We start from the raw sequence: 23,346 nt of genomic DNA, 5'->3' as shown, positions 1-23,346 counted from the left end.
AATCATGAACAGGTTTTTTTATATAAACCGGTAAAGACCGGTAATTATTAGAATGCAAAACCTACACGAACACCAGTGATGATGCTAGGGTTGATCTCAAAGCTGTTGCCAGCAGATTTGGTTTTAACTGTAGTAGTGTTGCCACCTACAGTTGTAGTAGAGGTAGCTTTACCAGCTGACTCATAATTGAACCCGAATCCAGCTTCAACACCTAGGTATAAACGTTTTGCGATATAATAATCAGCGCCGATTACCCCACGCAAACCGATAGAAGTATAACCTGGTCCTTTAGATTCACTGCTGGTATTATCTGCATAAACAGGTGCATTTGCAGAACCTGTAGCATTTTCAAAAGAAGTTTTAGTTGTACCGGTTCCGAAAAGGATATCGCCACCTACATAAGGAGATAAGCGCTCTGTACCGGCAAAGTGTTTCTCAACGCCTAAGTTGATTAAGAATTGGGTAGCTTTTGTAGTCGCAGATCCTTCTTTACCTTCGTTTGGTGTACCAACAACACCATAAGCATTTTTGGTTACGTTCTGGCTGCCAACATTAAAACCTAAACGGTAGGCTAAATTATCTTTTTGAAAATAACGGAAACGCAATAAACCTGCTCCTTCGTTTAAATTGAAATTTGTCGTGTTAATGCCACCTGTTAAACCAAATTCTGTGGTTACATCGCCCTTAACTGGTTTAAAGTCTTGTGCCTGAGCTGTCAAACCTAAAATAGCAATGCTTAATGATAATAATAATTTTTTCATAAATGTGTTAAATGTTAAATAATTGTTAATTATAATATTTAAGGCTGCAAAAGTAGGTTTAATAGAATTAATAGTGTCAGTAAAATGTCATTACAGGATACTTATTATCTAAGTTGTTGATTTACTGCTGGATGAAATTTGATGTTTAAACAGGGGTTTCTTTAGGGCTTATTTTATTGTGATATTGAATGCTGATAATTGTAATATTGTCCATTTTTAAATGAAAAGGTTAAACTAAGCTTGGTATTAAAATGATAGTTTTAAAAATGGTTTTTGGAGGCTTGTCAATAATTTTGCTGCATAGATTACGTTACCGGCCCCTAAGAAATTTTGCTGAAGGACAATAGCGTTGTGTCCCTGCACGGTATCACTTAAAAGTATTAGCAGAAAATTGTCCATTATTTCCCTAAAAAGGTCTATTTTTTCAGAGCCTTTATATCTACAATATTGTATAACCAATAATACAACCAAATATTTAAACCAAATCTCAATTAAACAGATATGAAAAAAGCTATACTCATTTTTACATGGGTATTCTCCCTTCTGCTTTTCCAAAAAGCCTTGGCGCAGACTGTAAATATCCGGGGAAAGATCACTGAAGCGGGTATACCCTTACCTGGAGTAGGTGTAAAAGTAAAAAACTCCAAAGTAGCTACAGTAACCGATTCGAATGGGGAATTCTTAATCAAGGCATCAGGCACAGACGTCCTGATCCTTTCATTTATTGGTTTCAGCACAAAGGAAGTTTCCATAAAGGGGCGGACTTTTATTACTGAATCTATGGAGGCCGACAAGCAGCAACTGGATGAAGTGCTTGTTGTGGGCTATGGGGTACAGAAAAAGATCACCTCTACTGGGGCAATCACCTCTGTATCCGGTGCCGACCTGGTCAGGGCGCCTGTTGCCGGAATTAGCAATGCCTTAATTGGTTTATCCAGCGGCATACAGGCCATTCAAAGTTCCGGCGAATTTGGAAGCGATAAAGCCCAGATCAGGATCAGGGGTATGGCCACACTGAATGCCGGGGGTAGGGACCCCTTGATTATGGTGGATGGGGTGGAAAGGGAAACCTATAACAACATAGACCCAAATGAGATAGAATCCATTAACATACTGAAAGATGCCTCTTCTACAGCAGTTTATGGTGTTCGTGGTGCAAACGGGGTAATCATCATTACTACCAAACAGGGAAAGATAGGAACACCTGTTGTAAATTTTACCGGAAATGTGGCTGCTGTACAGCCCATTATACTTCCAAAATACCTCAATTCTTATGATTATGCTGTGTTAAGAAATGAGGCGGAGACAAATATGGGTAAAGTACCAACTTTTAGTGAGGAAGACCTTAGGCTATATAAAAGTGGTGAAGACCCGATATTTCACCCAAGTAAAGACTGGATTAAAGAATTGATCAGTCCTGTATCGTTTCAGCAGCGGTATAATGCCAATATCTCTGGCGGAACAGAAAAGTTAAGGTATTTTACCTCCTTCGGTTACTTTAATCAGGGCGGGGCCTATAACCAGCCCGAACAGGATTTTGGACTGCCATACAAGCATAAATACGACAATTATACCATCAGGATGAATTTTGATTTCGACCTGACGAAAGATTTGTCCATGTCGGTAAAGCTCGGGGAACAAATTACGGATAATGTAGCGCCAAATGGCGGTGCCTATTCTGCTATTGACAGGGCTGCAAATGCCTCACCCATGTCCAGCCCCGCTTTTGTAGATGGAAAGTACATTGAAGGGGTTATTGGTCTGCCTTCGGGTGTACCTCATTTTAACCCATGGGGACAACCTGGCCTGACAAGTTCGGGCGGTGGTTTTATTACAGAAATGTTTGCTAATACCTTAAATACCAATCTTTCCATTAATTATAAGCTGGACAGAATAACCCGGGGCTTGTCGGTACGGGCTATGGGTGCCTATGATACTTACTACCTGAAAACGGCTGTACGGAGTAAGTACTTTCCTGCCTACACGGTTATGAAAAATACCGCCAGTCCCGGAGGCTATATTTTATATCAGAGTAAAGAAGAAGGCCCTTATTATGGCTTGTCTGAAGGGATAAATGACAGCAGAAGGGATAAATTCAGGAAAATGTACGGTGAACTGGCCATAGATTATAAAAGGTCATTCGAAGGAGGTCATAATGTGTCGGGTTTATTGCTGGCAAATTTGCAGAAGGCCTATTTTCCTGATCTGGCCTATAAATTACCAACCGGTTATCTGGGTTTTGTATCGAGGGTAACCTACGATTACAAGAACCGCTACCTTGCAGAATTTAATATGGGCTATAATGGTTCCGAGAATTTCCCCGAAGGTAAACGTTTCGGGCTCTTTCCATCCTATTCGCTCGGTTGGGTGGCTACTGAAGAACCTTTCATCAGGAAAAATAAATGGCTTTCCTTTTTAAAGATCAGAGGGTCTTACGGTGAAGTAGGGAATGACAAAATTGGCGGAAAGCGGTATTTATATCTGGATGGTCCTTATGCACTCGGAAACGGTGGTTTTCAAAAGGTGGTTTTTGGTCAGCAGGGTACAAATATGGCAGTTTACAATGTCTATACCGAAGGTGCATTGGGCAATCCGGACGTAACCTGGGAAACAGCAGTAAAATACAATATCGGTGCTGAACTACGGTTCTTTTCAGACCGCTTGTCTCTGACTGGTGATTATTTTGAAGAAAAAAGGGACAATATTCTCTGGACGCTGTCTACCGTTCCGGAACTGGTATCTGCAGAATTGCCTGCCGCCAATATCGGTAAAGTAAAAAACCATGGGTATGAACTGGAGCTGGGCTATAAGGATCAGGTAGGGTCGTTAAATTACTGGCTTAAGGGCGCATATTCTTTTGCCAGGAACAAGATCATTTACCAGGATGAACCAACCCGGGTGTACGAGTGGTTACAGCGTACAGGCAGGCCCATTGATCAGTATTTCGGGTTAACTTTTGAAGGGTTTTACAATACCCAGGCGGAAATTGATGACCCGAACAGGCCCAAATCCCAATGGGAGGGAACGGGGCTGAAGCCGGGTGATATGAAATATAAGGACCTGAATGGGGATGGAAAGATCACAACAGATGATATGGGAAATATTGGTTATTCCAGTTCTCCTGAAATTAACTATAGTATTTCAGGAGGAGTATCCTGGAAGGGTTTTGACCTGGCCGTTCTTTTCCAGGGAACAGACCATGTTTCGGTAAGTTTCAGCAATACGGCAGCCTATCCTTTTGTGTCCGACTGGAGTGCCGCACAGGAATGGCATCTGGAGCGTTGGACACCTGAACGTTATGCCAATGGAGACAAGATAGACTTTCCAAGGGTAGAACTTTCACCAGATAAACAGCACAATTATCAGCCTTCAAGTTTTTGGGTGCAGGACGCCTCTTATTTCCGGTTTAAAAACATTGAGCTGGGTTACAGGTTTGCTACCAAAGCTTTGCAAAGGGTAGGACTAAGCTCTATGAGGGTATTTGTGAGCGGGAATAACCTGATTACCTGGACTGATTTAAAATATAGCAAAGACCCTGATGCCCGGGAGTTATGGGGACGTGTAACGCCGCCTAACAGGGTATTTAACTGTGGGGTCAATTTTCAATTTTAATCATAAAAAACAATTGATATGAAAAGATATTTATGCTTTATAAGCGGTCTGATCTTATTTTCCTCTATACTTTCTTCCTGTAAAAAGTATCTGGAAAAACCTGTGAGCAGCGATGTCACACTGAATGATGTTTTTGCATCACGCGACAAAACTGAGCAGTTTCTATGGACAGTTTACAGAACTGCCTCTATTTATGAATTCCCTTATTACTGGACTTCCGGTGAAAATAATTACTACCATTATGGTGCTACATATACCATTGTGGCTGCAGCTACCGATGAGGCAGATGCTTTTGCCAATCTGACCGGGGCAGAAGCCATGAATAAGGGGAACTGGGGCCCAAATGATATAAAATTTTATGAATTCAGGAGCGAGTACCCCTGGAAGGGTATCAGGAATGCAAACATCTTTATAGAAAATGTGGATAAAGCACCTTTTTCGGATCAGGAAAAACGGGCAATGAAAGCAGAGGCCATATTTTTACGTGCACTGATGCATTTTGACCTGATGCAGCGTTTGGGCGGAATCCCGATTGTTGACAAAGTACTCAAGGTTTCTTCAGCCGAAGATGTTCCCGGCGTAAGAATTCCAAGAAGCACTTATGAAGAAACGGTCAACTTTATTGTTAAAAGCTGTAATGATATTGCCAATGATTTGCCTGTGAGCTATTCCAGCAATTACAGGGGCCGGATCATCAGGGCCGCTGCCTATGCTTTAAAAGCAAGGGTACTGTTGTATGCGGCCAGTCCGCTTTTCAATTCCAACGAAACTTATGTACCTGTAAGCGATCCGAAACTGAGGGCGATGATTGGCTATGCAGATGGCTATAAGGCTGAGCGCTGGCAGCTGGCGGCCAATGCCAGTAAAATGGTACTGGATTCTGCCCAAAAGTGGGGCCTTGAACTTTATAAAGGAAAAACAAATCCTATAGACCGCTATGAAGAGATCTTTATCAACCCGAATGTGAGCGAGATCATTCTGGATGCAGGGATCCAGGGCTTGCAGACCAACAATTATTTTGTACGTTTTTTGACACCTGGTACAATCGTTTATACGGGCTCTGATCCGGTTAATGTAGGCATCACCTTTAATTTTGCCAAATTCTATCAAAAGGCTGATGGAACAGATCAAACCTGGAATGAGGTTCCGGGAACAGCTTATCCTTATGCACAGTATCAGCAAAAACTGGGTGAACTTGATCCGCGTTTTCAGGCTTCTGTATTCCAGTCAGGCACAGAATGGTCCAGGGGCTCAGGTACCAGATATCATTTTTATGAACAGGGTTCCAAGCAGCTGGACAGGTATAATGGCGTTGGGTTCTTAAGAAAATTCGTAAAGGGGGTTTCGAATGGTTCTGCCGCTCCAAGATGGATTACTTTCCGGCTGGCGGAGTTTTATCTGAACTATGCTGAAGCGCTTAACGAAGTGAATGGTTCTTCAACAGAAATCACAAATGCTTTAAATGAAATCAGGGCCAGGGTAAATATGCCTGGGATCAGTTATACCAGCCAGGATGACATGCGTCAGAAAATCCGCCGGGAAAGAGGAGTAGAGCTTGCTTTTGAAGAGCACCGGTATTTTGATGTCCGCCGCTGGAAAATTGCAGGACAGGAAGGGGTAATGAAGGGTGGAATGTGGAGCCTTAAATTGTATGGAGGGACTTCCCCAACCTATAAACTGGAAAAGTTTGAAGACCGGGTATGGGAAGATAAGATGTATTTATATCCTTTTAACAGCACAGAAATAGATTTGGGCTATTTAATTCAAAACCCGGGATGGTAGTCTCTTTGCCTAATTTTTCAAACAAAACGCAATTATTATGAATTTTCAATTAAATAGGATTTTTCTTTTAATGGGGTTAGCATTGCCTTTATCTGTGATTGCGCAAGTAAATGACAGTACAAAGCTTTCTGACTCATTAAAAAATATAAATGAAAAAGTGAGTGTAGCCTACGGCCGGCAAAACAAAGACCAGGTTACCTCGGCTATGGCCAGTGTAAGTGGTAACGAATTGCGTACCACACATACGGCATCACTATCCAATTCACTTATTGGCAGGCTCACCGGGGTCTCGATATTAAACAATGGTGGCGCACCCGGATTTGATGACCCAAGCTTTGCTATCCGTGGCATGCATACAACTGCCAACAATGGTTATCTGGTACTGGTTGATGGCATTCAGATCAATAGCTTAAGTTATATAGCTGTAGACGAAATTGAAAGTGTTACCGTTCTAAAAGATGCTGCAGCATTGGCTATGTATGGTGTAAGGGGTGGTAACGGAGCGCTTTTGGTGACTACAAAGCGGGGAAAAGTAAGTGATAAGATCAATATTTCTTTTAACGCCCGCTATGGCTTGCAGTCGCCCGTATTGCTGCCCGAATTTGCAAACTCTTATGATTATGCCAGATTGCATAACGTAGCAAGGACAAATGACGGGCTCCCTCCCATCTATACCGAAAAACAGCTGAACGGTTATAAAGAAGGAACAGATCCTTATTTATACCCTAGTGTAAACTGGTATGGCGAGATCCTTCGGAAAAATGCAGTCCTTCAGGATTACGCACTTACATTTAACGGCGGTAACGATAAGGTAAAGTATTTTTTGATGGTAGGTTATATGGCCAATGAGGGGTTATATGCCAATACCAATCAGGAAACGAATTCCAACATCAATTTTAAGCGCATCAATTTCAGGGGAAATATTGATTTGAACATCACTAAAAATTTATCTGCCGCGATTGGTTTAGGGGGGAATATACAGGACAGGATGTTCCCGACCATATCTACAGAGGATCTATGGAAGAGTATGGCGAGTTATGCACCCAATTTATATTCAGTAAGAAGTCCGGACGGACAGATTACAGGTAGTGCCAATTACCCTATAAACCCGGTTGGCTACCTTTTAGAGAAAGGTTATTTTTCCCGGCATGACCGCAATATCCAATCGTCTGTAAGGGTAAACCAGAAACTGGATGTGCTTACAAGGGGCCTAAGTGTGTTCGGTTCCTTGTTGTTCGACAATGAGTTTAATAACAGGTACGATAAAACAAGGGATTATGCTTATGCGGAACCGATTGTGGGTACCAATACGGATGGTGAACCCTATGTTTATTACTTACAGCGCGGACTTAATACAGACCTTACTGTAAGGACAGACCCTAACTACGAAAATAACCGGGTCATATTGCAGGCGGGCTTTGATTACAACCGTAAATTTAACAACAGTGAGCTTAGCGGTATGCTGATGTACCAGCAGGATAAGTATACTGTGCTGGGCAATCAGTCGGCTTTTGCCATGCAAAACCTTGCCGGCAGGTTTAATTATGGCTTTAAAGATAAATACTTTGCGGAATTCTCTTTTTCGTATAGTGGCATTGAAAACTACGCTCCGGGCAAGCGTTTCGGGTTTTTCCCTGCCCTGTCTGGGGGATGGCTAATCCATAAAGAAGGTTTCTGGAAAGAAAACTCAGCAATCAATTACCTGAAATTGAGGGCCTCTGCAGGACTGGTAGGCAATGATAAAGGCTCACCAAGGTTTAATTATAATCAATACTGGGGCACGCAGACTGGGCAGGGATATTATTTTGGAACAGGAACCAGTTTTTACAATGCGCTGGTTCAGCTGGGTACTGCCAATCCGGATATTACCTGGGAGAAAGGGATGATCTATAACCTGGGAATAGAGGCAAAAGCCTTTAACAGCAAACTAAGCTTCGGAGCTGATATTTATCGGGAAATGCGATCGGATATCCTGGTGGATATGGGTAATGCCACACCTGCAATGTCGGGTATTGCCGATGGGATGCGCCAAAACAAAGGTAAGGTGTTGAGTTATGGTACAGAGCTCTTTACCATGTTTAATGATCGGGTTGGCGCGGTTGACTATTATATCGGCGGACAATTTTCATTCGCGCGAAATAAGGTTAAGGCCAATTACGATATACCCAGAAAAGAAGCCTATAGCTCCAGGTTAAACAGACCGGTAGGTCAGTTCTTTGGGCTTGAGGCGATTGGTTTTTTTAAAAATGAAAGCGATATCATCAGCAGCCCGCAGCAAACCTTCTCGGTAGTAAGGCCAGGAGACCTTAAGTATAAAGACCAGAATAACGACGGGATCATTGATGTGAACGATGAGGTCGCTGTCGGGCGCCATATTTATCCTGAAATAACTTATGCTTTTAATACAGGTATTGGTTATAAGGGCTTCAATCTTGATTTCTTTTTTCAGGGGGTAGCACACAGAAGCGTGTTGTTAAGCGGAGCGATGTTCCAGCCTTTTGTAAATAACAACAACATCATCAAATGGGCATCGGAAGGTTACTGGACTCCGGAAAATCCGAATTCAGCTACCTTTCCACGGTTGACTACCGAGGTGAGTGCAAACAATTACAGGACTTCCGATTTTTGGGTGCGGAGTGCCAATTTCCTCAGGTTAAGAAATGTGGAACTGGGTTATACCCTGCCCAAAAGTGTAACCGCTAAACTTCGTTTGCAAAGTGTGAAGGTATTTGTTAGCGGTTTAAACCTGCTAACCTGGGATGATCTGGATGTGAATGTTGATCCGGAAACGCTGAGTGCCGGTTATCCTAATATTAAAACATATACTGCGGGTTTAAGTGTCAAATTTTAACCCGATAAATAAAGATAGCGTATGAAACTTAAAAGATTTATGTTAGGGTTGATGGCAATTCTAACCACCTTTATGGGCTGTAAGGATTACCTGGACAGGGAAATTCCAACTAATGTTAAGGACGATCAGGTATTTGTGAACTATGACCGCATTTCACAGGCAGGATATGGGGCTTATGCCTTCCTTTTTAATACCATTGGCTATAACCGGATCAATGGTGCCATGCTGGCCTCAGGTTGTGATGAAGCCGATCATGCAGACAATATTTCAAGTATTCAGCGGTTTAATACGGGCACCTGGAATGCTACATTTAATCCTGAAGATGTATGGGGACTGTTTTACCAGGGCATCAGGCGGGCAAATCTTTTTCTGGAAGAATCGGCAGATTTTAAAAACCTGATCTACAGAGATACCATTAATGTAACCAATAAAGACCTTTATAAATACAGAGTACGGGATTTAGAATGGTTAAGGGCCGAAAACCGCTTTTTACGGGCATATTACTATGCTGAGCTTATTAAACGTTATGGGGGAGTACCTATTCTGCTAAAATCTGTAACGGATATTGATGAACTGAATACTTATAAGCGAAAAACTTATGAGGAATGTGTTCAATTTATTTCCGATGAGTGTGATGCGGTAGTGCCCCTGCTGAACGAGAGCTGGGTAGGTTTTGATGGCGACAAGTGGCGTGGCAGGGTAACCAAAGGAGCGGCAATGGCATTGAAAGCAAGGGTATTGCTATATGCTGCCAGTCCGCTTAATAATGCATCCAATGATATTACCAAATGGCAAAAGGCCGCAAAAGCAGCGCACGATGTAATTGCCCTGAATAAGTATGGCTTGCATACTGACTATAGAGGATTGTTTAGGTTGGGGAATGGGGCTGATGGAAACCCGGAGATCATTTTCGCACAGCAGGGTTATAACAGAAACGATTATGAAAAATACAATTACCCTATTGGCTATGACCAGGGGGGGTTAGGGAGCACCTCTCCATCACAGAATCTGGTAGATGCTTATGAAATGAAAACTACGGGCCTTGCTATAACTGAAAATGGGTCAGGTTATGATCCGGCCAATCCATATGCGAACAGAGATCCACGCTTAGGGCTTAGCATACTGGTCAGCAATACTTCCTTTAAAGGACGCCCGGTGGAAGCCTGGGTAGGTGGTTTGGATGGGCTTGGTAAATTTAAGGCAACTACGACCGGTTACTATATCCGCAAATACGTGGACGAAAACCTGAACCTGGCCCAGGGGGCGACCAGCTTGCATACCTGGATGATTTTCCGGTATGCAGAGGTGCTGTTAAACTATGCCGAAGCGATGAATGAAGCTTATGGCCCCGACGTTACGGCCGGTTATAGCATGTCGGCAAAAAAAGCCGTAGATATGGTCAGGGCCCGGACGGGTATTGCTATGCCACCTCTTCCTCCCGGTCTTTCAGTTGATGAAATGCGTTTACGCATCAGAAACGAACGACGGGTTGAGCTTGCATTTGAAGAACACCGTTTCTTTGATGTCAGGAGATGGAAAATTGCTGCACAAACAGAGAATAGACCGGTAATGGCCATGAAGATCACGAAAAATACAAATGGAAGTTTTAGTTATCTGGTGGTTAAGGCGGAAGACAGGACATTTAGCGAACGTATGTATTTATACCCTATTCCCGAAGTTGAGGTGCTTAAAAGTAACGGAAGTCTGGTCCAAAATCCGGGCTGGTAAGTTTTATCATTGATTAATCATATAATGATCATGAAAAAAGTATTTAATAATTTAACAGCGCTGATCATGGTAATGATTGGCATAGCTGCCTGCAGCAAACCTTTAATGTTTCCTGAAACCGAACCCACAGCTGTTCCGCAGGTAAAACAAGCTGTAGCCCAGCTGCTATGGATAGGCCCTGAATATAAACTGGTGGTTCAGGCCACACTGCAAGATGCCTATGGGATCAGTAAGGTGAAGTTAAAAAACGGCGAGTGGGGGCTGGACGCTGAAGTGACGGCCGACAATAAAACCAGCTATACCGTAAACCAGACCTTTGTGGTTTCAAAAGATGTAAATGTTACTGAGCATAACGTTGAACTGACCATAACCAACAGTAAAGGCGGAATTGCAAAAGCAAAGGTAAAAGTAGAGGACCTTTCTGCACAAAACCAGATTCCTGGCTATACACCAGATCTTTTACCCCCTGTAATTACTGTTACCAAACCCACTATAACCAGATTTTACGGTTTGGCAAACGATCCCATTAATATTGATGTGGCGGCCGGCATAACTGATGCAATTGGAATTGCTGCTATTGAAGTAAAAGTATGGGGAGAAACCGCTTCCGGAGAACTCGTCAACAAGGAAGAGCTGATCAGCCCTGTTGCTGGCCAGCAAAACAGTTATGCTTACAGCAAAACATTTGCCTTACCGGCAGGTAAGGTAGGAGAATACCAATACCTGATCAAAGCAACTGATGCCAGTGGAAATAAATCTATCAAAAGCGGTGTAATAACCGTTGGTTATATGGATAGATTGTATTTGTCGGATGCAGAAAATATGGCCGAAGTAACCAATCAGGGCTATGACAATGGCGGCAATGCAAGGGGTATTGGTACCTTACTTTCTATGAAAAAACAAGGAGCCAATAGTTTTGTGGTCGATTATTACTACCGCAATGAAGCCAGTGACAATATCCGTTTTATTGCCTTTTTAGGAAATGACAGACCCTTTACGGCTACTACCCAGGCGGCGGCTTTGTATACGCTGGATGGGACCAATGTATTGGGCAACAGTGCGACTGCTACAGGTAAAGTGACCCCGGTTTTGGCCGAAGCCAACTTTAAATTACCGGTAACACAGAAAGGATATTACCGTATTACCGTAGACATGACTGCCCGTTCAATAACGGCTGTTCCTTTTACGCCCTCCAAGCCCTTTGTGGATGCCACTAAATATCCGGGTTGGGCCGCCAATAAACCTTATGCTTACCTGGCTGTAATTAGTAGTGTTGTAGATGGAACAGCAGGCTGGGCCGAAGTAGCCACTTCCCCAAAACTAATGAAAGAAGCCAACCATAACTTCCTGTATACCGGGACTTTCAAAACTACCGGAAATTCCGTTAACCTGAATTTTACGGCACCTAAAGAATTCGTTAACAGTACCAATGGCTGGTTCAGGTTGTTGAGTGCCAGGGCAAATATGAAAGACGATTATGGCGATCCGATAGATATCGTGAGTGCTGTGGGACTGATCAGTGCAGGTACCAATTACGGGTTTTCGCACAATACTGCAGGTACTTTTAAAGCAACTTACGATATGGCATTAGAGCGGTTAAGGTTAATCAGAACAGGTAATTAATGGAATATATGCGTGCTTCTTTGCCATCCTTTGTGCTCATCATTTTGATGTCCGTATTTAATCCTTTAGTCTTTGCCCAGAAGAAAATAATAAAAAATCCTGGTCCTGGTGCTCCTCAAAGCATCAGGATCAGTTTAACTGAAGAAAAGCAGACCATTCACAGTTTTGGGGCCTCCGATTGCTGGTCGGCAAAATATGTGGGCAAGTGGTCCGATCTGCAGAAAAAGAACCGTATTGCTGATCTTTTATTCAGTACAGATACGACTTCAGATGGCAAGCCGAAAGGTATAGGCCTGTCTTTATGGCGGTTTAACATTGGATCGGGTAGTTACGAACAAGGTGCGGAAAGTAATATTCCTGATGAATGGCGCAGGGAAGAATGCTTTTTAAATGAAAACGGTACTTATAACTGGGAAAAACAGAACGGGCAGCAATGGTTTCTGAAAGCGGCTAAACAACGGGGGGTAGCTTATACTCTGGGTTTCTCGCTTACTCCTCCTGCTTTTATGAGCGGGAATGGGAAGGCCTATAACAACAGCAATACACCGAACCTGAATATAAAGGCCGGTATGACAAATGCTTATGCAGCATTCATGTCTGCGGTTTCTGCTCATTTTAAATTTGACTTTTTAAGCCCCGTAAATGAACCGCAGTGGTTCTGGGGAAGGGACAGGATCAGTCAGGAAGGTTCACAGGCAACGAATGCAGAAATAGCAGACCTGGTAAAGGTGCTTTCTGTTCAACTTCCTTCAAAGAGTCCAGGAACGCAGGTGGTTATTGGGGAAGCCGGGCAATGGGATTTTCTTTATGGAAAGAATACAGATGGCCGGGGTGATCAGATCAGTGAGTTCTTTTCGCCCGCTTCTGCTCATTATATTGCTGATCGTCCAAATGTTAAGCGTATTATTTCCGGACACAGTTATTTTACAACATGTCCGGATAACAACCTGATCCATGTGCGTGAGCAGGTTGCTGCAAAGGCCAAACAAACAGACCCCTTGCTGGAAGTATGGCAAACGGAATTCGGCATACTTGGCAACATCTGCAACCAATACAATGGCGGCCCGCGAAATACCGGGATCGATTATGGGCTGTATGTAGCCAAGGTGATCCATCACGACCTTACCATTGCCAATGTTACTTCCTGGCAATGGTGGCTGTCCATCAGTCCTTATAATTACAGTGATGCCCTCGTGTATATCAATGACCCTTCGGGGATGATCAATGCCGCAGGATGTAAAAATGATGGTGAGGTATTAGAGTCCAAACAACTATGGGCGATGGGAAATTATTCCCGTTTTATCCGTCCGGGAATGAAGCGTATCGGGGTAAAGACAGATGGTATTGCCGGTCCGGTTGAAGGGGCAGCTTCTCTCATGGTTTCTGCTTATAAAGATGAAACCGCAAAAAAAATAGTAGTTGTAATTGTTAATCCGGAGCAAAAGGAAAAAGAATTTCAGCTTAGGGCCGCAGGTACTGTCTTTAAACTGGCAGGGAACCTGCTGAACGTATACACTACTGATGCACAAAATAACCTTAAAAAAACAACTGCTTCGGCAGAGAAAGTAAAGATCGTTCCCCGGTCGGTAGTTACACTTGTTGGCACTTACCATTGAGCCTGAATATCGATAACCATTATTATGATGAAATTTAAATCCCTGTTGTTTTTTTTACTGATAACTTTTTTATTTAGTCCAATACTCCGTGCCCAGCAGCAGGGAATAAGTGAAAATGTGCTTCCTATAGAGGGCATCTGGCATTTTAAGCTGGACCCCTTTGAAACAGGTATCAATAGCAATGGTGTTCAGCTGCTCCCATCACTTGCAGAGACCATTACCTTGCCAGGTTCTACAGACCAGGCAGGCAAAGGGTATCAGACACAGGCAATGACTTCGATCAGGCTGACAAGGCCATTTGAATACAAGGGGATAGCCTGGTATGAGAAAGAGATTTTTGTGCCACTGGAATGGAAGGACAAGGAGATCCAACTCTACTTAGAGCGTGCGCATTGGGAAACCAGGGTATGGATTAACGATAAACCCATCGGAAAAAGGGAAAGCCTTTCGGTGCCCCATATTTATTCCATCACTGCGCTTGTTCGGCCCGGAAAGAAGAATAAGATCCGGATAAGGGTAAACAATGAAAAGATATATGATCTGGAATATGCCCATGCCATTAGTGCGGAAACCCAAACAAACTGGAATGGGATTATCGGGAAAATGCAGTTGCAGGCTAATGATAAGATTTATCTTGCCGATGTACAGATTTATCCCCATGCAGAAAAGAAAACGGCTACAGCCAAAGTACTGATCAGCAATGCGGCAAAGAAACAAGTAGAAGGCGAACTTTTTTTTGTCTGCAGCCTTAAAAAAGCAGGTGCCGAACCTATGCCTGTACACCGTATAAAATTTTCCGGTCAGGATTCGGTCATTGCCCTTACAACGGAAATTCCATTGGGAGAGCAGATCCAATTGTGGGATGAGTTTGATCCTAATTTATACCAGTTGAATGTAAGCTTAAATGCCGGGGCAGAGGGGCAGTTAAGCAGGGCTGCTAAAACGCTTGATTTTGGTATAAGGACATTGGCTACCCGGGAAACACAATTCTTATTCAATGGTATTCCCACCTTTATCAGGGGAACGGTAAACTCTTCGGAGTTTCCATTGACGGGCTATCCGCCTACCAGGCTGAAAGAATGGCTCCGCATTTTTAAGACCTGCAAGGATTATGGATTAAATGCCATGCGCTTTCATAGCTGGTGTCCGCCCGAAGCAGCCTTTGAAGCCGCAGATCAGTTGGGTTTTTACCTGCAGGTAGAAAATCCGGACTGGAGGTTTACTGTAGGGAAAGATGCGGCCGTGAACCGGTTCTTAAAAGAAGAAGCCGACAGGATATTGCAAGCCTATGGCAACCATCCTTCATTTATTATGTTTTGTGAAGGAAATGAAATGGTTGGGCCGGCGGTAAAGGAGTTTCTGACGGAACAGGTTAAACACTGGAAAGAGACCGATCCAAGGCATTTATATACAGGGAGTGCGGCTTATCCCTTGATTGCAGAAAACCAGTTTCATGTATTGTATGGGGCAAGACCACACCGCTGGAAAGAAGGCCTGAAAAGCCGGTTTAATGTACGTCCACTGGATACAGAGTATGATTATGGGGAGTATGTGAAGAAAAATAAGGAACCGATGATTACCCATGAGATCGGCCAATGGTGTGCGTTCCCTGATTTTGGTGAAATTTCTAAGTATACCGGGGTCTTAAAACCCTATAATTATGAATTGTTCAGGGAGCTGTTGAGGGACCATCAGCTGATGGATCAGGCAGGGGATTTTACCAGGGCTTCGGGGAAATTTCAGGTGATCATGAAAAAGGAGGAAGTGGAATCTTATTTACGTACTCCGGGTTTTGGGGGCTATCACATGCTCCAGTTAAATGATTTTCCGGGACAGGGGACTGCCCCTGTGGGTGTGGTTGATATTTTCTGGGATCCGAAACCTTATGTGACTGCCAAAGAATTTAGCAGGTTTCAGTCGGCCCGGGTGCCCTTGCTCAGAACGGCCTCTTTTACCTGGACGAATGACCAGACTTTTAAGGCCAGGGCACAGTTTGCCAACTTTGGGAAGTTAAGTATGGAAAATGCGGCAGTAAGCTGGTCATTAAAATATCCGGATGGGGGCTTATATGCCGGAGGGCAATTTAACCGCTGCAATATTCCTGTAGGTAGTCCTTTTGAACTGGGTGAGCTATCTGTTCCATTGGATCGGGTAACAGCGGCGACGAAACTGGTGCTGACGATTAGCGTGGATGGAACCACATACAGCAACCATTGGAACATATGGGTATATCCTAAAACATTGCCTTCACCTGAAAGGAAAGGGCTGATGGTTGCTGATCATTGGGATAGCAAAGTGAAGCAATACCTTGAAAAAGGGGGAAAGGTGCTTTTGCTGGCCGATACCTCAAAAATACTTTCGGATGCCGATCCGGCATTTTCCGGGATTTCATGGAATACGGTATGGTCTGGCATGCCGCCAAACCTGCTGGGCATTTTGTGTAACCCGGAGCATCCGGCACTGAAATACTTCCCTACAGCAGAACACTCTGACTGGCAGTGGTGGGATATTGTACGCAATTCAAAGCCTATGGTACTTGAACAGATGCCTTTTTCATTTAAGCCACTGGTACAGATGATCCCCGACTGGAACAATCCACGTAAGATAGCCCTGGTGTTTGAAGTTAAAATAGGAAAGGGGAGCCTGCTGGTATCGGCAGTAGATCTGAAAAACAACCTGGACAAACGCCCGGTGGCCCGGCAACTTTTGTATAGCCTGAAGGCATACATGAACAGTGATAAATTTTTACCTTTAACCGAAGTGCCAGCCCAGATGATCGATATGATCTTTAAAAAATAAGGGAAAGCAATAACTGTAATTTTATGAACAGACCCCATTTATTTGTCTTTTTATTTTTCTTAACTGGTTTTTTCGTTCAGCATGCAGCTGCACAGCAAATCGCAGCTCCTGATACCTACCTTTCGGCACTGAAAGCTGAACTGGAAAAAAAATGGCCTGAAAACCATACCATCAACCTGGTATTTCACGGACATTCCGTACCTACCGGTTATTTTGCAACCCCTGATGTCAACACCCTGGATGCCTATCCGCATGCCTTACTGGCTAAATTAAAACAAAAGTATCCTTTTGCGGTCATCAATGTGATCACGACTTCCATTGGTGGCGAAAACTCCGAACAGGGGCAAAAACGGTTGAAAAATGAGGTGCTTGTTCACAGACCGGATGTATTGTTTATTGATTACGCATTAAACGACAGGGGGATCGGTCTGGAAAGGTCGAAAATTGCCACGGAAAGAATGATCAGGGCGGCTTTGAGTAAGGGTATAAAGGTCATATTGCTTACACCCTCTCCAGATATCAGCACCAATATACTTCAGGAAGATAACCCTTTGCAGCAGCACACAGAGCAGCTCATTACACTGGCAAAAAAATACCATATCGGCCTGTCCGATAGTTTTGGGGAATTTAAAGCACTGGCAAAAAATGGGCAGAACTTAAAAGATTATATGGCTCAAAGTAACCATCCTAATAAAAAAGGACATCAGATCATCGCTGATGAGTTGTTCTGTTATTTCAAATAATTCTTTAAGCTATTTCTTTTTATAAATATTCCTGTAATTGGCCGGAGAAGAGCCCATCAGTTTTTTGAACATCCTGGAAAAATAATAGGGATCGTCAAAACCGATCTTTACACAGATCTCTTTGATGTTCATATCGGTGAAATACAGGTACTGACAGGATTTCTGGATCTTCAGCTGGTTAAAATACTGCATAGGAGAACAGCCTGTCTTTTTCTTGAACAGATCGGAATAATGGGAAACCGAATAATTGGAATGTGCAGCGAGTTCCTGTATCGCATAACATTTTGTCAGGTTTTCTTTCATGAATTTTATAGAAATGCTAACCTGATCTACAGAATAATGAGAAGGATACATTTCTTCGTGGTAAATAAAAGAAGATAAGAACTGGAGCAACTTTATATTCGTTAATTCTATGTTTCTTGTGCTGTAATTATTTTCAAGAAGGGAAAGCATCAGGTTAAACTGTTCAGTCCTTTGTTCATCATAAGCTATGGTCTGTACTTCTGGTGCTGTATCTTTTGCGTACCTGGAATAAAGCTGATCTGCATGTTCCCCCGTAAAATGGATCCAATAAATTGTCCAGGGGTCGGATTCACTGGTGCAATAATGATGGGCAATATTTTTGGGAATGATAATGTAAGTATTTGGCACCAGCTCAAACCGTTGTTTCAAAATCTCGACATAACCCCTGCCTTCTGTACAATATAAAAATATATACTGCTGACTACCTGTCTTCCGTTCGCGGTCGTGATGGATTGCCTTTGGATAATACCCGATAGCGGTAAGGTACAATCCACGGATAAGTGGATTTTTTGTAACCACTTTCTTGGTATCAGGCGGAAGCACGATCATCTGCTGCCCGAGGAAGCCCTCCTTGATTTTTCTTACATTCATAAGATTGTCCATTACTTGTTAAAATTATAATAAATTTTTGATTTAAACGCTTATAGAGGCGGAATTTTAAATTTTATGGAGTGTAACAAAATCTATCTTTTTCGGTGAATTGCCCATTTCAATTGCTATATAGGTATCTTAGTTTTGAATTATAGATTAACCAGCTACAACCAACAACCAAATATCAACATGAGCACGAGCCAGCAACCGGTGACTTTCAAAAACAGTTATATTCTTTGCATATCATTTATCTCGGCACTTGGCGGATACCTGTTCGGTTTCGACTTTGCCGTTATATCGGGTGCACTTCCTTTTTTACGTGTAGAGTTTGCGCTTAATGCCTGGTGGGAAGGTTTTCTTACCGGTTCACTTGCGTTGGGTTGTATTGTTGGCTGTCTGATGGCAGGCAATTTAAGCGACCGTTATGGCCGTAAACCGGGCCTGATGCTGGCGGCACTCATTTTTGCCCTTTCTTCCCTGGGAATGGCCTTTTCTTCCGGGCTCAGTATTTTTGTAATGATGCGCTTTGCGGCAGGAGTTGGGGTAGGTATGGCCTCAATGTTAAGCCCTATGTATATTGCGGAAGTTTCTCCCGCCAGTATCCGCGGCCGGAATGTGGCCATTAACCAGCTTACCATTGTTATTGGCATATTGATCACTAACCTGGTCAATTATACACTTTCAGACAATGGCCCGGAAGCCTGGCGATGGATGTTTGGCCTGGGGGCAGTGCCTTCTCTCCTTTTTTTACTGGGCGTGGTGTGGCTTCCTGAAAGTCCGAGGTGGTTAATTAAAGAAGGCCGTTTGGAAAAAGCGAAGGCAGTATTGAACAAGATCGGCAGTTCAGCCTATGCACAGAACATCTATAACGACATTGAGCTTTCCCTTAGAGGGGGAGAAAAACAATCTTATAGAGCTGTATTGGCAAAGGGTGTGCGTCCGGCAGTAATTGTGGGCATCACGCTGGCTGTATTCCAGCAATTGTGTGGCATCAATGTCGTATTTAATTATACCTCAACCATATTTGAGTCGGTGGGTGCCAGTCTGGACCGCCAGTTGTTTGAAACGGTTGCCATTGGCATTGTAAATCTTGTTTTTACCCTTGTTGCCATGTGGCAGGTTGACAAGCTGGGCCGCAGGCCATTGATGCTGATCGGTTCCCTGGGCCTGTCTGTAGTATATATTATCCTGGCATTTTTACTTCAAAGCCATGCTGCAGCGGGTATCGTTTCTGTATTTGTATTGTTGGCAATAGCCATGTATGCCACCTCACTTGCACCGGTTACCTGGGTGCTCATTTCAGAGATCTTTCCAAATAAAATCAGGGGTGTAGCCTCTTCAATTGCGATTGTATCCCTTTGGGGGGCCTATTTTATCCTGGTATTTACATTCCCCATCCTTGCAGAAAAACTGGGTACCTATGGCCCTTTTTACCTGTATGCCGGAATTTGCCTGCTTGGCTTCCTGTTTGTGAAATCCAAGGTGCGTGAAACCAAAGGAAGGACACTTGAAGAACTGGAGCAGGATTTGGTCAGACATTAACAGGAACATCAAAAAATCATCTATTTAGTATAAGAATTGTATATGAGCGAATTATTTGTAAATGTTTGGGAAGAACAGGTCAGTATCCCTACATATCCAACGGGTAAGCCGGAAAAAAATCCAATGTTTTTTGAAAAGCGGATTTATCAGGGCAGCAGTGGTGTTGTTTATCCAAACCCGGTGATCGAAAAAATCTATGATGACAAAGAAGATAAAAGTTATACTGCCCTCTACCTGGAAAATAAATACCTGAAAATCATGATCCTTCCTGAATTAGGTGGAAGGGTACATATGGCCTATGATAAGATAAAGCAGCGTCATTTTATTTATTATAACCAAGTGATCAAACCTGCACTTGTTGGTCTTTGCGGGCCCTGGATATCGGGCGGAATAGAGTTTAACTGGCCTCAACATCATCGTCCGAGTACATTTGAGCCTGTTGATTATGCCATTGAAGAAAATGCGGATGGAAGTAAAACGGTATGGGTTAATGAGGTAGAGAAAATGTTCCTTACCAAGGGGATGGCAGGTTTTACCCTACATCCTGATAAAGCCTACCTCGAAATTAAAGGGAAACTGTATAACCGGACCAGTCTGCCGCAAACATTTTTATGGTGGGCAAACCCTGCGGTAAAGGTAAACGACGATTATCAGTCGGTTTTTCCGCCTGATGTAAACGCTGTTTTTGACCATGGTAAACGTGACGTTTCTACCTTTCCAATAGCAACGGGTACTTATTATAAAGTTGATTACGCCCCCGGAACAGATATCTCCAGATACAGGAATATTCCGGTACCTACTTCTTATATGGCCATCCGTTCCGATTATGATTTTGTGGGTGGTTATGAAAATGATACCGAAGCAGGGCTGTTACATGTGGCCAGCCACCACATCTCGCCGGGTAAAAAACAGTGGACCTGGGGCAATAGTGACTTTGGGAAAGCCTGGGACAGGAACCTTACTGATGAGGACGGGCCCTACATAGAGCTGATGACCGGTGTTTATACCGATAACCAGCCCGATTTCTCCTGGCTGATGCCTTATGAAGAAAAATCTTTTGTACAATATTTTATGCCTTACCGCGAACTTGGGGTGGTAAAGAATGCCAATAAGGATATTTTACTCAATTTAACCCGGACCGGGAAAAAAGCCAGGCTGCAAATTTTTGCAACATCTGTACAGCGTGAAAATAAGGTTAGCTTGTCTGTTAAAGGTGAAGTGGTTTATTCAGTGGTATTTGATGTCAGCCCGGAAAGTACATTTGAAAAAGAAATTGCCCTCCCAACCCAACTGGAGGAAACCGATATTTTGCTGGTGATCACAAATGCCTCAGGAAAAATCCTGCTGAAGTACGAACCGGCTGCCGATCAGAAAAATGAAATTCCTGAGCCTGCAAAAGCAGCGCTGCCACCACAGGAAGTAGAAAATAACGAACAGCTTTTTCTTACAGGACTGCACCTGGAACAATACCGGCATGCCACTTATAATCCTGTTGATTATTATGAAGAGGCCTTACGCCGCGATGATAAGGATGTGCGGGTGAACAATGCGATGGGAAAATGGTATTTGAGAAGGGGACAGTTAAATAAAAGTGAACCTTATCTGCGCAAAGCTGTTGAGACCCTGGTTTCACGTAACCCCAATCCTTATGACGGAGAACCTTACTACAATCTGGGGCTTTGTTTAAAGCTTCAGGGCAAATACGATGAAGCTTACGATCACTTTTATAAATCGGCATGGAACAATGCATGGCAGGATAGTGCCTATTTTTCACTGGCATTGATCGATGCCGCCCGTGGTGATTTTGAACAGGCCCTGCAGCACATTGAATGGTCGATAGACCGTAATGCAAGGAACAATAAGGCCCGGGCCTTAAAAGTGATGGTGCTCAGAAAAATGGACCGGCTGGATGAAGCTGCCATAGCTGCTGAGACTGCTATAGAACGTGATCTTTTTAACCTGAACATCTATTTTGAACAGTCTAAAATATATAAGGGTAAAGGGCAGGAAGAAAAGGCTTTAAAGGCATTAAATGTACTGTTTAGATTGTCCAGACAAAATGTGCACAGCTATATTACCTACGCGCTTGACTACGCTGCGGCAAACCAATACAGTGAAGCCATAGAAATGATGAGTTTTGCATTGGACCAAAGTGATACCGATACCTATCCGATGGTATTTTATTACCTGGGCTGGTTTAATGTACAAATGGGCCAGGAGCAAAAGGCTTTATCACTTTTTAAGAAAGCGGCCCTGGCCAATTCTGATTATTGTTTCCCCAACCGGATAGAAGATGTAGCCGTGTTGCGTTCGGCAATGAGCAGGAATGAAAATGATGGCAAAGCACCTTATTACCTTGGTAATTTATGGTATGATAAACGACAATACGATGAGGCCATTAAGATGTGGGAATCTTCCATAGAGAGAGAGGATACTTTTCCGGCAACCTGGCGCAATTTGGGGATTGCCTATTTTAACAAAAGAAATGATGCCGGTAAAGCCCTGGAATGTTTTCAAAAGGCTTTTACACTTGATCAGACAGATGCCCGTATTTTTATGGAGCTTGATCAGCTGTATAAAAGATTGAATACCCCGGCAAGTGAACGTCTGAATTTACTTGAAGCACATCCTGCTCTGGTAGCATTAAGAGACGACGTTTACCTTGAACAGATTGCTTTATATAATTTTACAGGTAGGTACGAAAAAGCCTATGCAATGATCATGTCCCGGCAGTTTCACCCTTGGGAAGGCGGAGAGGGTAAGGTTTCGGGCCAGTACCTCTACAGCCTGACAGAGATGGCCAAGCAACACATACAGGATCAGGAATATCAGCTGGCTGTTGACAAATTACAGATGGTACGGGAATATCCGCATAACCTGGGCGAAGGTAAGCTTTACGGTATACAGGAAAACGATATTTTTTACTGGCTGGGTTGTGCATACGATGGGTTAGGACAAAAAGATATTGCCCGCGAACACTATCATATTGCCGTAAAGGGCCTGTCAGAACCATCAGCGGCTATGTTTTATAATGATCAGCAACCCGACAAAATTTTTTACCAGGGGTTGGCCTGGATGAGGCTCAATGCACCCGAAAAGGCAAAAATGATCTTTGAAAACCTGATCAGCTATGGAAGGGCACACTTAAATGATGTTGTTAAAATAGATTATTTTGCGGTATCACTGCCTGATCTCCTTATTTTCGAAGATAACCTGGATATACGGAACAAGACGCACTGTCATTACCTGATCGGTTTAGGTTTATTGGGCCTGAAGGAGCTGAGCAATGCCAAAAAGGAATTTGAACTTGCTTTAAAAAATGATGCTATGCACTTTGGTGCAAGCGTACACCTGCGGGCTGCAGGCTATAAAGATGAACCCGCGTTAATTTAAAA

General features: G+C 43.3%; 12 protein-coding genes. 10 read left to right on the top strand and 2 right to left on the bottom strand.

Going from position 1 to position 23,346, the window contains the following annotated elements; genetic code table 11:
• Positions 1–47: 47 nt before the first annotated feature.
• Positions 48–761 (bottom strand): hypothetical protein, encoded by a 714-nt coding sequence (locus PHEP_RS19345; protein WP_015809678.1) that lies wholly within the window; start codon positions 759–761, stop codon positions 48–50.
• A 501-nt stretch (positions 762–1,262) separates the two neighbouring features.
• On the opposite strand from PHEP_RS19345, the gene PHEP_RS19335 reads away from it, so the two are divergent.
• From PHEP_RS19335 to PHEP_RS19300, 8 genes are read left to right on the top strand one after another with little or no spacing between them, the layout of a single operon-like run.
• Positions 1,263–4,373: a SusC/RagA family TonB-linked outer membrane protein gene (locus PHEP_RS19335; protein ID WP_015809677.1), complete on the top strand. Its 3,111-nt coding sequence runs from the start codon at positions 1,263–1,265 to the stop codon at positions 4,371–4,373.
• A gap of 18 nt (positions 4,374–4,391) precedes the next feature.
• A complete protein-coding gene (locus PHEP_RS19330; protein ID WP_015809676.1) occupies positions 4,392–6,155 on the top strand; it encodes a RagB/SusD family nutrient uptake outer membrane protein in 1,764 nt (587 codons plus the stop codon).
• A gap of 37 nt (positions 6,156–6,192) precedes the next feature.
• Positions 6,193–9,006, top strand: a complete 2,814-nt coding sequence (locus PHEP_RS19325; RefSeq protein ID WP_015809675.1) for a SusC/RagA family TonB-linked outer membrane protein — start codon at positions 6,193–6,195, stop codon at positions 9,004–9,006.
• 21 nt (positions 9,007–9,027) lie between these two features.
• A complete protein-coding gene (locus PHEP_RS19320; protein WP_015809674.1) occupies positions 9,028–10,734 on the top strand; it encodes a RagB/SusD family nutrient uptake outer membrane protein in 1,707 nt (568 codons plus the stop codon).
• Between the two features lie 30 nt (positions 10,735–10,764).
• Complete coding sequence (locus tag PHEP_RS19315; protein ID WP_202901281.1) at positions 10,765–12,357, top strand: hypothetical protein; 1,593 nt, start codon at positions 10,765–10,767, stop codon at positions 12,355–12,357.
• Positions 12,357–13,973 carry a glycoside hydrolase gene (locus PHEP_RS19310; protein ID WP_015809672.1) on the top strand — a complete coding sequence of 539 codons (1,617 nt, stop codon included), beginning with the start codon at positions 12,357–12,359 and terminating at the stop codon, positions 13,971–13,973. The genes PHEP_RS19315 and PHEP_RS19310 overlap by 1 nt, the downstream gene beginning before the upstream one ends.
• A 24-nt stretch (positions 13,974–13,997) precedes the next feature.
• A complete protein-coding gene (locus tag PHEP_RS19305; protein WP_015809671.1) occupies positions 13,998–16,772 on the top strand; it encodes a glycoside hydrolase family 2 in 2,775 nt (924 codons plus the stop codon).
• Between the two features lie 23 nt (positions 16,773–16,795).
• Complete coding sequence (locus PHEP_RS19300) at positions 16,796–17,515, top strand: SGNH/GDSL hydrolase family protein (protein ID WP_015809670.1); 720 nt, start codon at positions 16,796–16,798, stop codon at positions 17,513–17,515.
• A 9-nt stretch (positions 17,516–17,524) separates the two neighbouring features.
• On the opposite strand, the gene PHEP_RS19295 is transcribed toward PHEP_RS19300, so the two are convergent.
• Positions 17,525–18,409, bottom strand: coding sequence for an AraC family transcriptional regulator (locus PHEP_RS19295; RefSeq protein ID WP_238326513.1), 885 nt, complete (start codon positions 18,407–18,409; stop codon positions 17,525–17,527).
• Positions 18,410–18,598: 189 nt separating this feature from the next.
• Here PHEP_RS19295 and PHEP_RS19290 point away from each other — a divergent pair, with 189 nt between their 5' ends.
• Together PHEP_RS19290 and PHEP_RS19285 are read left to right on the top strand one after the other, a co-directional pair.
• On the top strand, positions 18,599–19,951 hold the full coding sequence (locus PHEP_RS19290; protein ID WP_015809668.1) for a sugar porter family MFS transporter: 1,353 nt from the start codon (positions 18,599–18,601) through the stop codon (positions 19,949–19,951).
• A 42-nt stretch (positions 19,952–19,993) separates the two neighbouring features.
• Positions 19,994–23,344 (top strand): DUF5107 domain-containing protein, encoded by a 3,351-nt coding sequence (locus tag PHEP_RS19285; protein ID WP_015809667.1) that lies wholly within the window; start codon positions 19,994–19,996, stop codon positions 23,342–23,344.
• Positions 23,345–23,346 lie beyond the last annotated feature (2 nt).

The organism is Pedobacter heparinus DSM 2366, from assembly GCF_000023825.1.
GTDB lineage: Bacteria > Bacteroidota > Bacteroidia > Sphingobacteriales > Sphingobacteriaceae > Pedobacter > Pedobacter heparinus.
This window is presented reverse-complemented; position numbering and strand designations above follow the sequence as displayed.

What these genes read in the sequence shown, in the direction of transcription:
- PHEP_RS19345 (WP_015809678.1), bottom strand. Translation starts at nt 761, where the DNA reads ATGAAAAAATTATTATTATCATTAAGCATTGCTATTTTAGGTTTGACA.
- PHEP_RS19335 (WP_015809677.1), top strand. Translation starts at nt 1,263, where the DNA reads ATGAAAAAAGCTATACTCATTTTTACATGGGTATTCTCCCTTCTGCTT.
- PHEP_RS19330 (WP_015809676.1), top strand. Translation starts at nt 4,392, where the DNA reads ATGAAAAGATATTTATGCTTTATAAGCGGTCTGATCTTATTTTCCTCT.
- PHEP_RS19325 (WP_015809675.1), top strand. Translation starts at nt 6,193, where the DNA reads ATGAATTTTCAATTAAATAGGATTTTTCTTTTAATGGGGTTAGCATTG.
- PHEP_RS19320 (WP_015809674.1), top strand. Translation starts at nt 9,028, where the DNA reads ATGAAACTTAAAAGATTTATGTTAGGGTTGATGGCAATTCTAACCACC.
- PHEP_RS19315 (WP_202901281.1), top strand. Translation starts at nt 10,765, where the DNA reads ATGAAAAAAGTATTTAATAATTTAACAGCGCTGATCATGGTAATGATT.
- PHEP_RS19310 (WP_015809672.1), top strand. Translation starts at nt 12,357, where the DNA reads ATGGAATATATGCGTGCTTCTTTGCCATCCTTTGTGCTCATCATTTTG.
- PHEP_RS19305 (WP_015809671.1), top strand. Translation starts at nt 13,998, where the DNA reads ATGATGAAATTTAAATCCCTGTTGTTTTTTTTACTGATAACTTTTTTA.
- PHEP_RS19300 (WP_015809670.1), top strand. Translation starts at nt 16,796, where the DNA reads ATGAACAGACCCCATTTATTTGTCTTTTTATTTTTCTTAACTGGTTTT.
- PHEP_RS19295 (WP_238326513.1), bottom strand. Translation starts at nt 18,409, where the DNA reads ATGAATGTAAGAAAAATCAAGGAGGGCTTCCTCGGGCAGCAGATGATC.
- PHEP_RS19290 (WP_015809668.1), top strand. Translation starts at nt 18,599, where the DNA reads ATGAGCACGAGCCAGCAACCGGTGACTTTCAAAAACAGTTATATTCTT.
- PHEP_RS19285 (WP_015809667.1), top strand. Translation starts at nt 19,994, where the DNA reads ATGAGCGAATTATTTGTAAATGTTTGGGAAGAACAGGTCAGTATCCCT.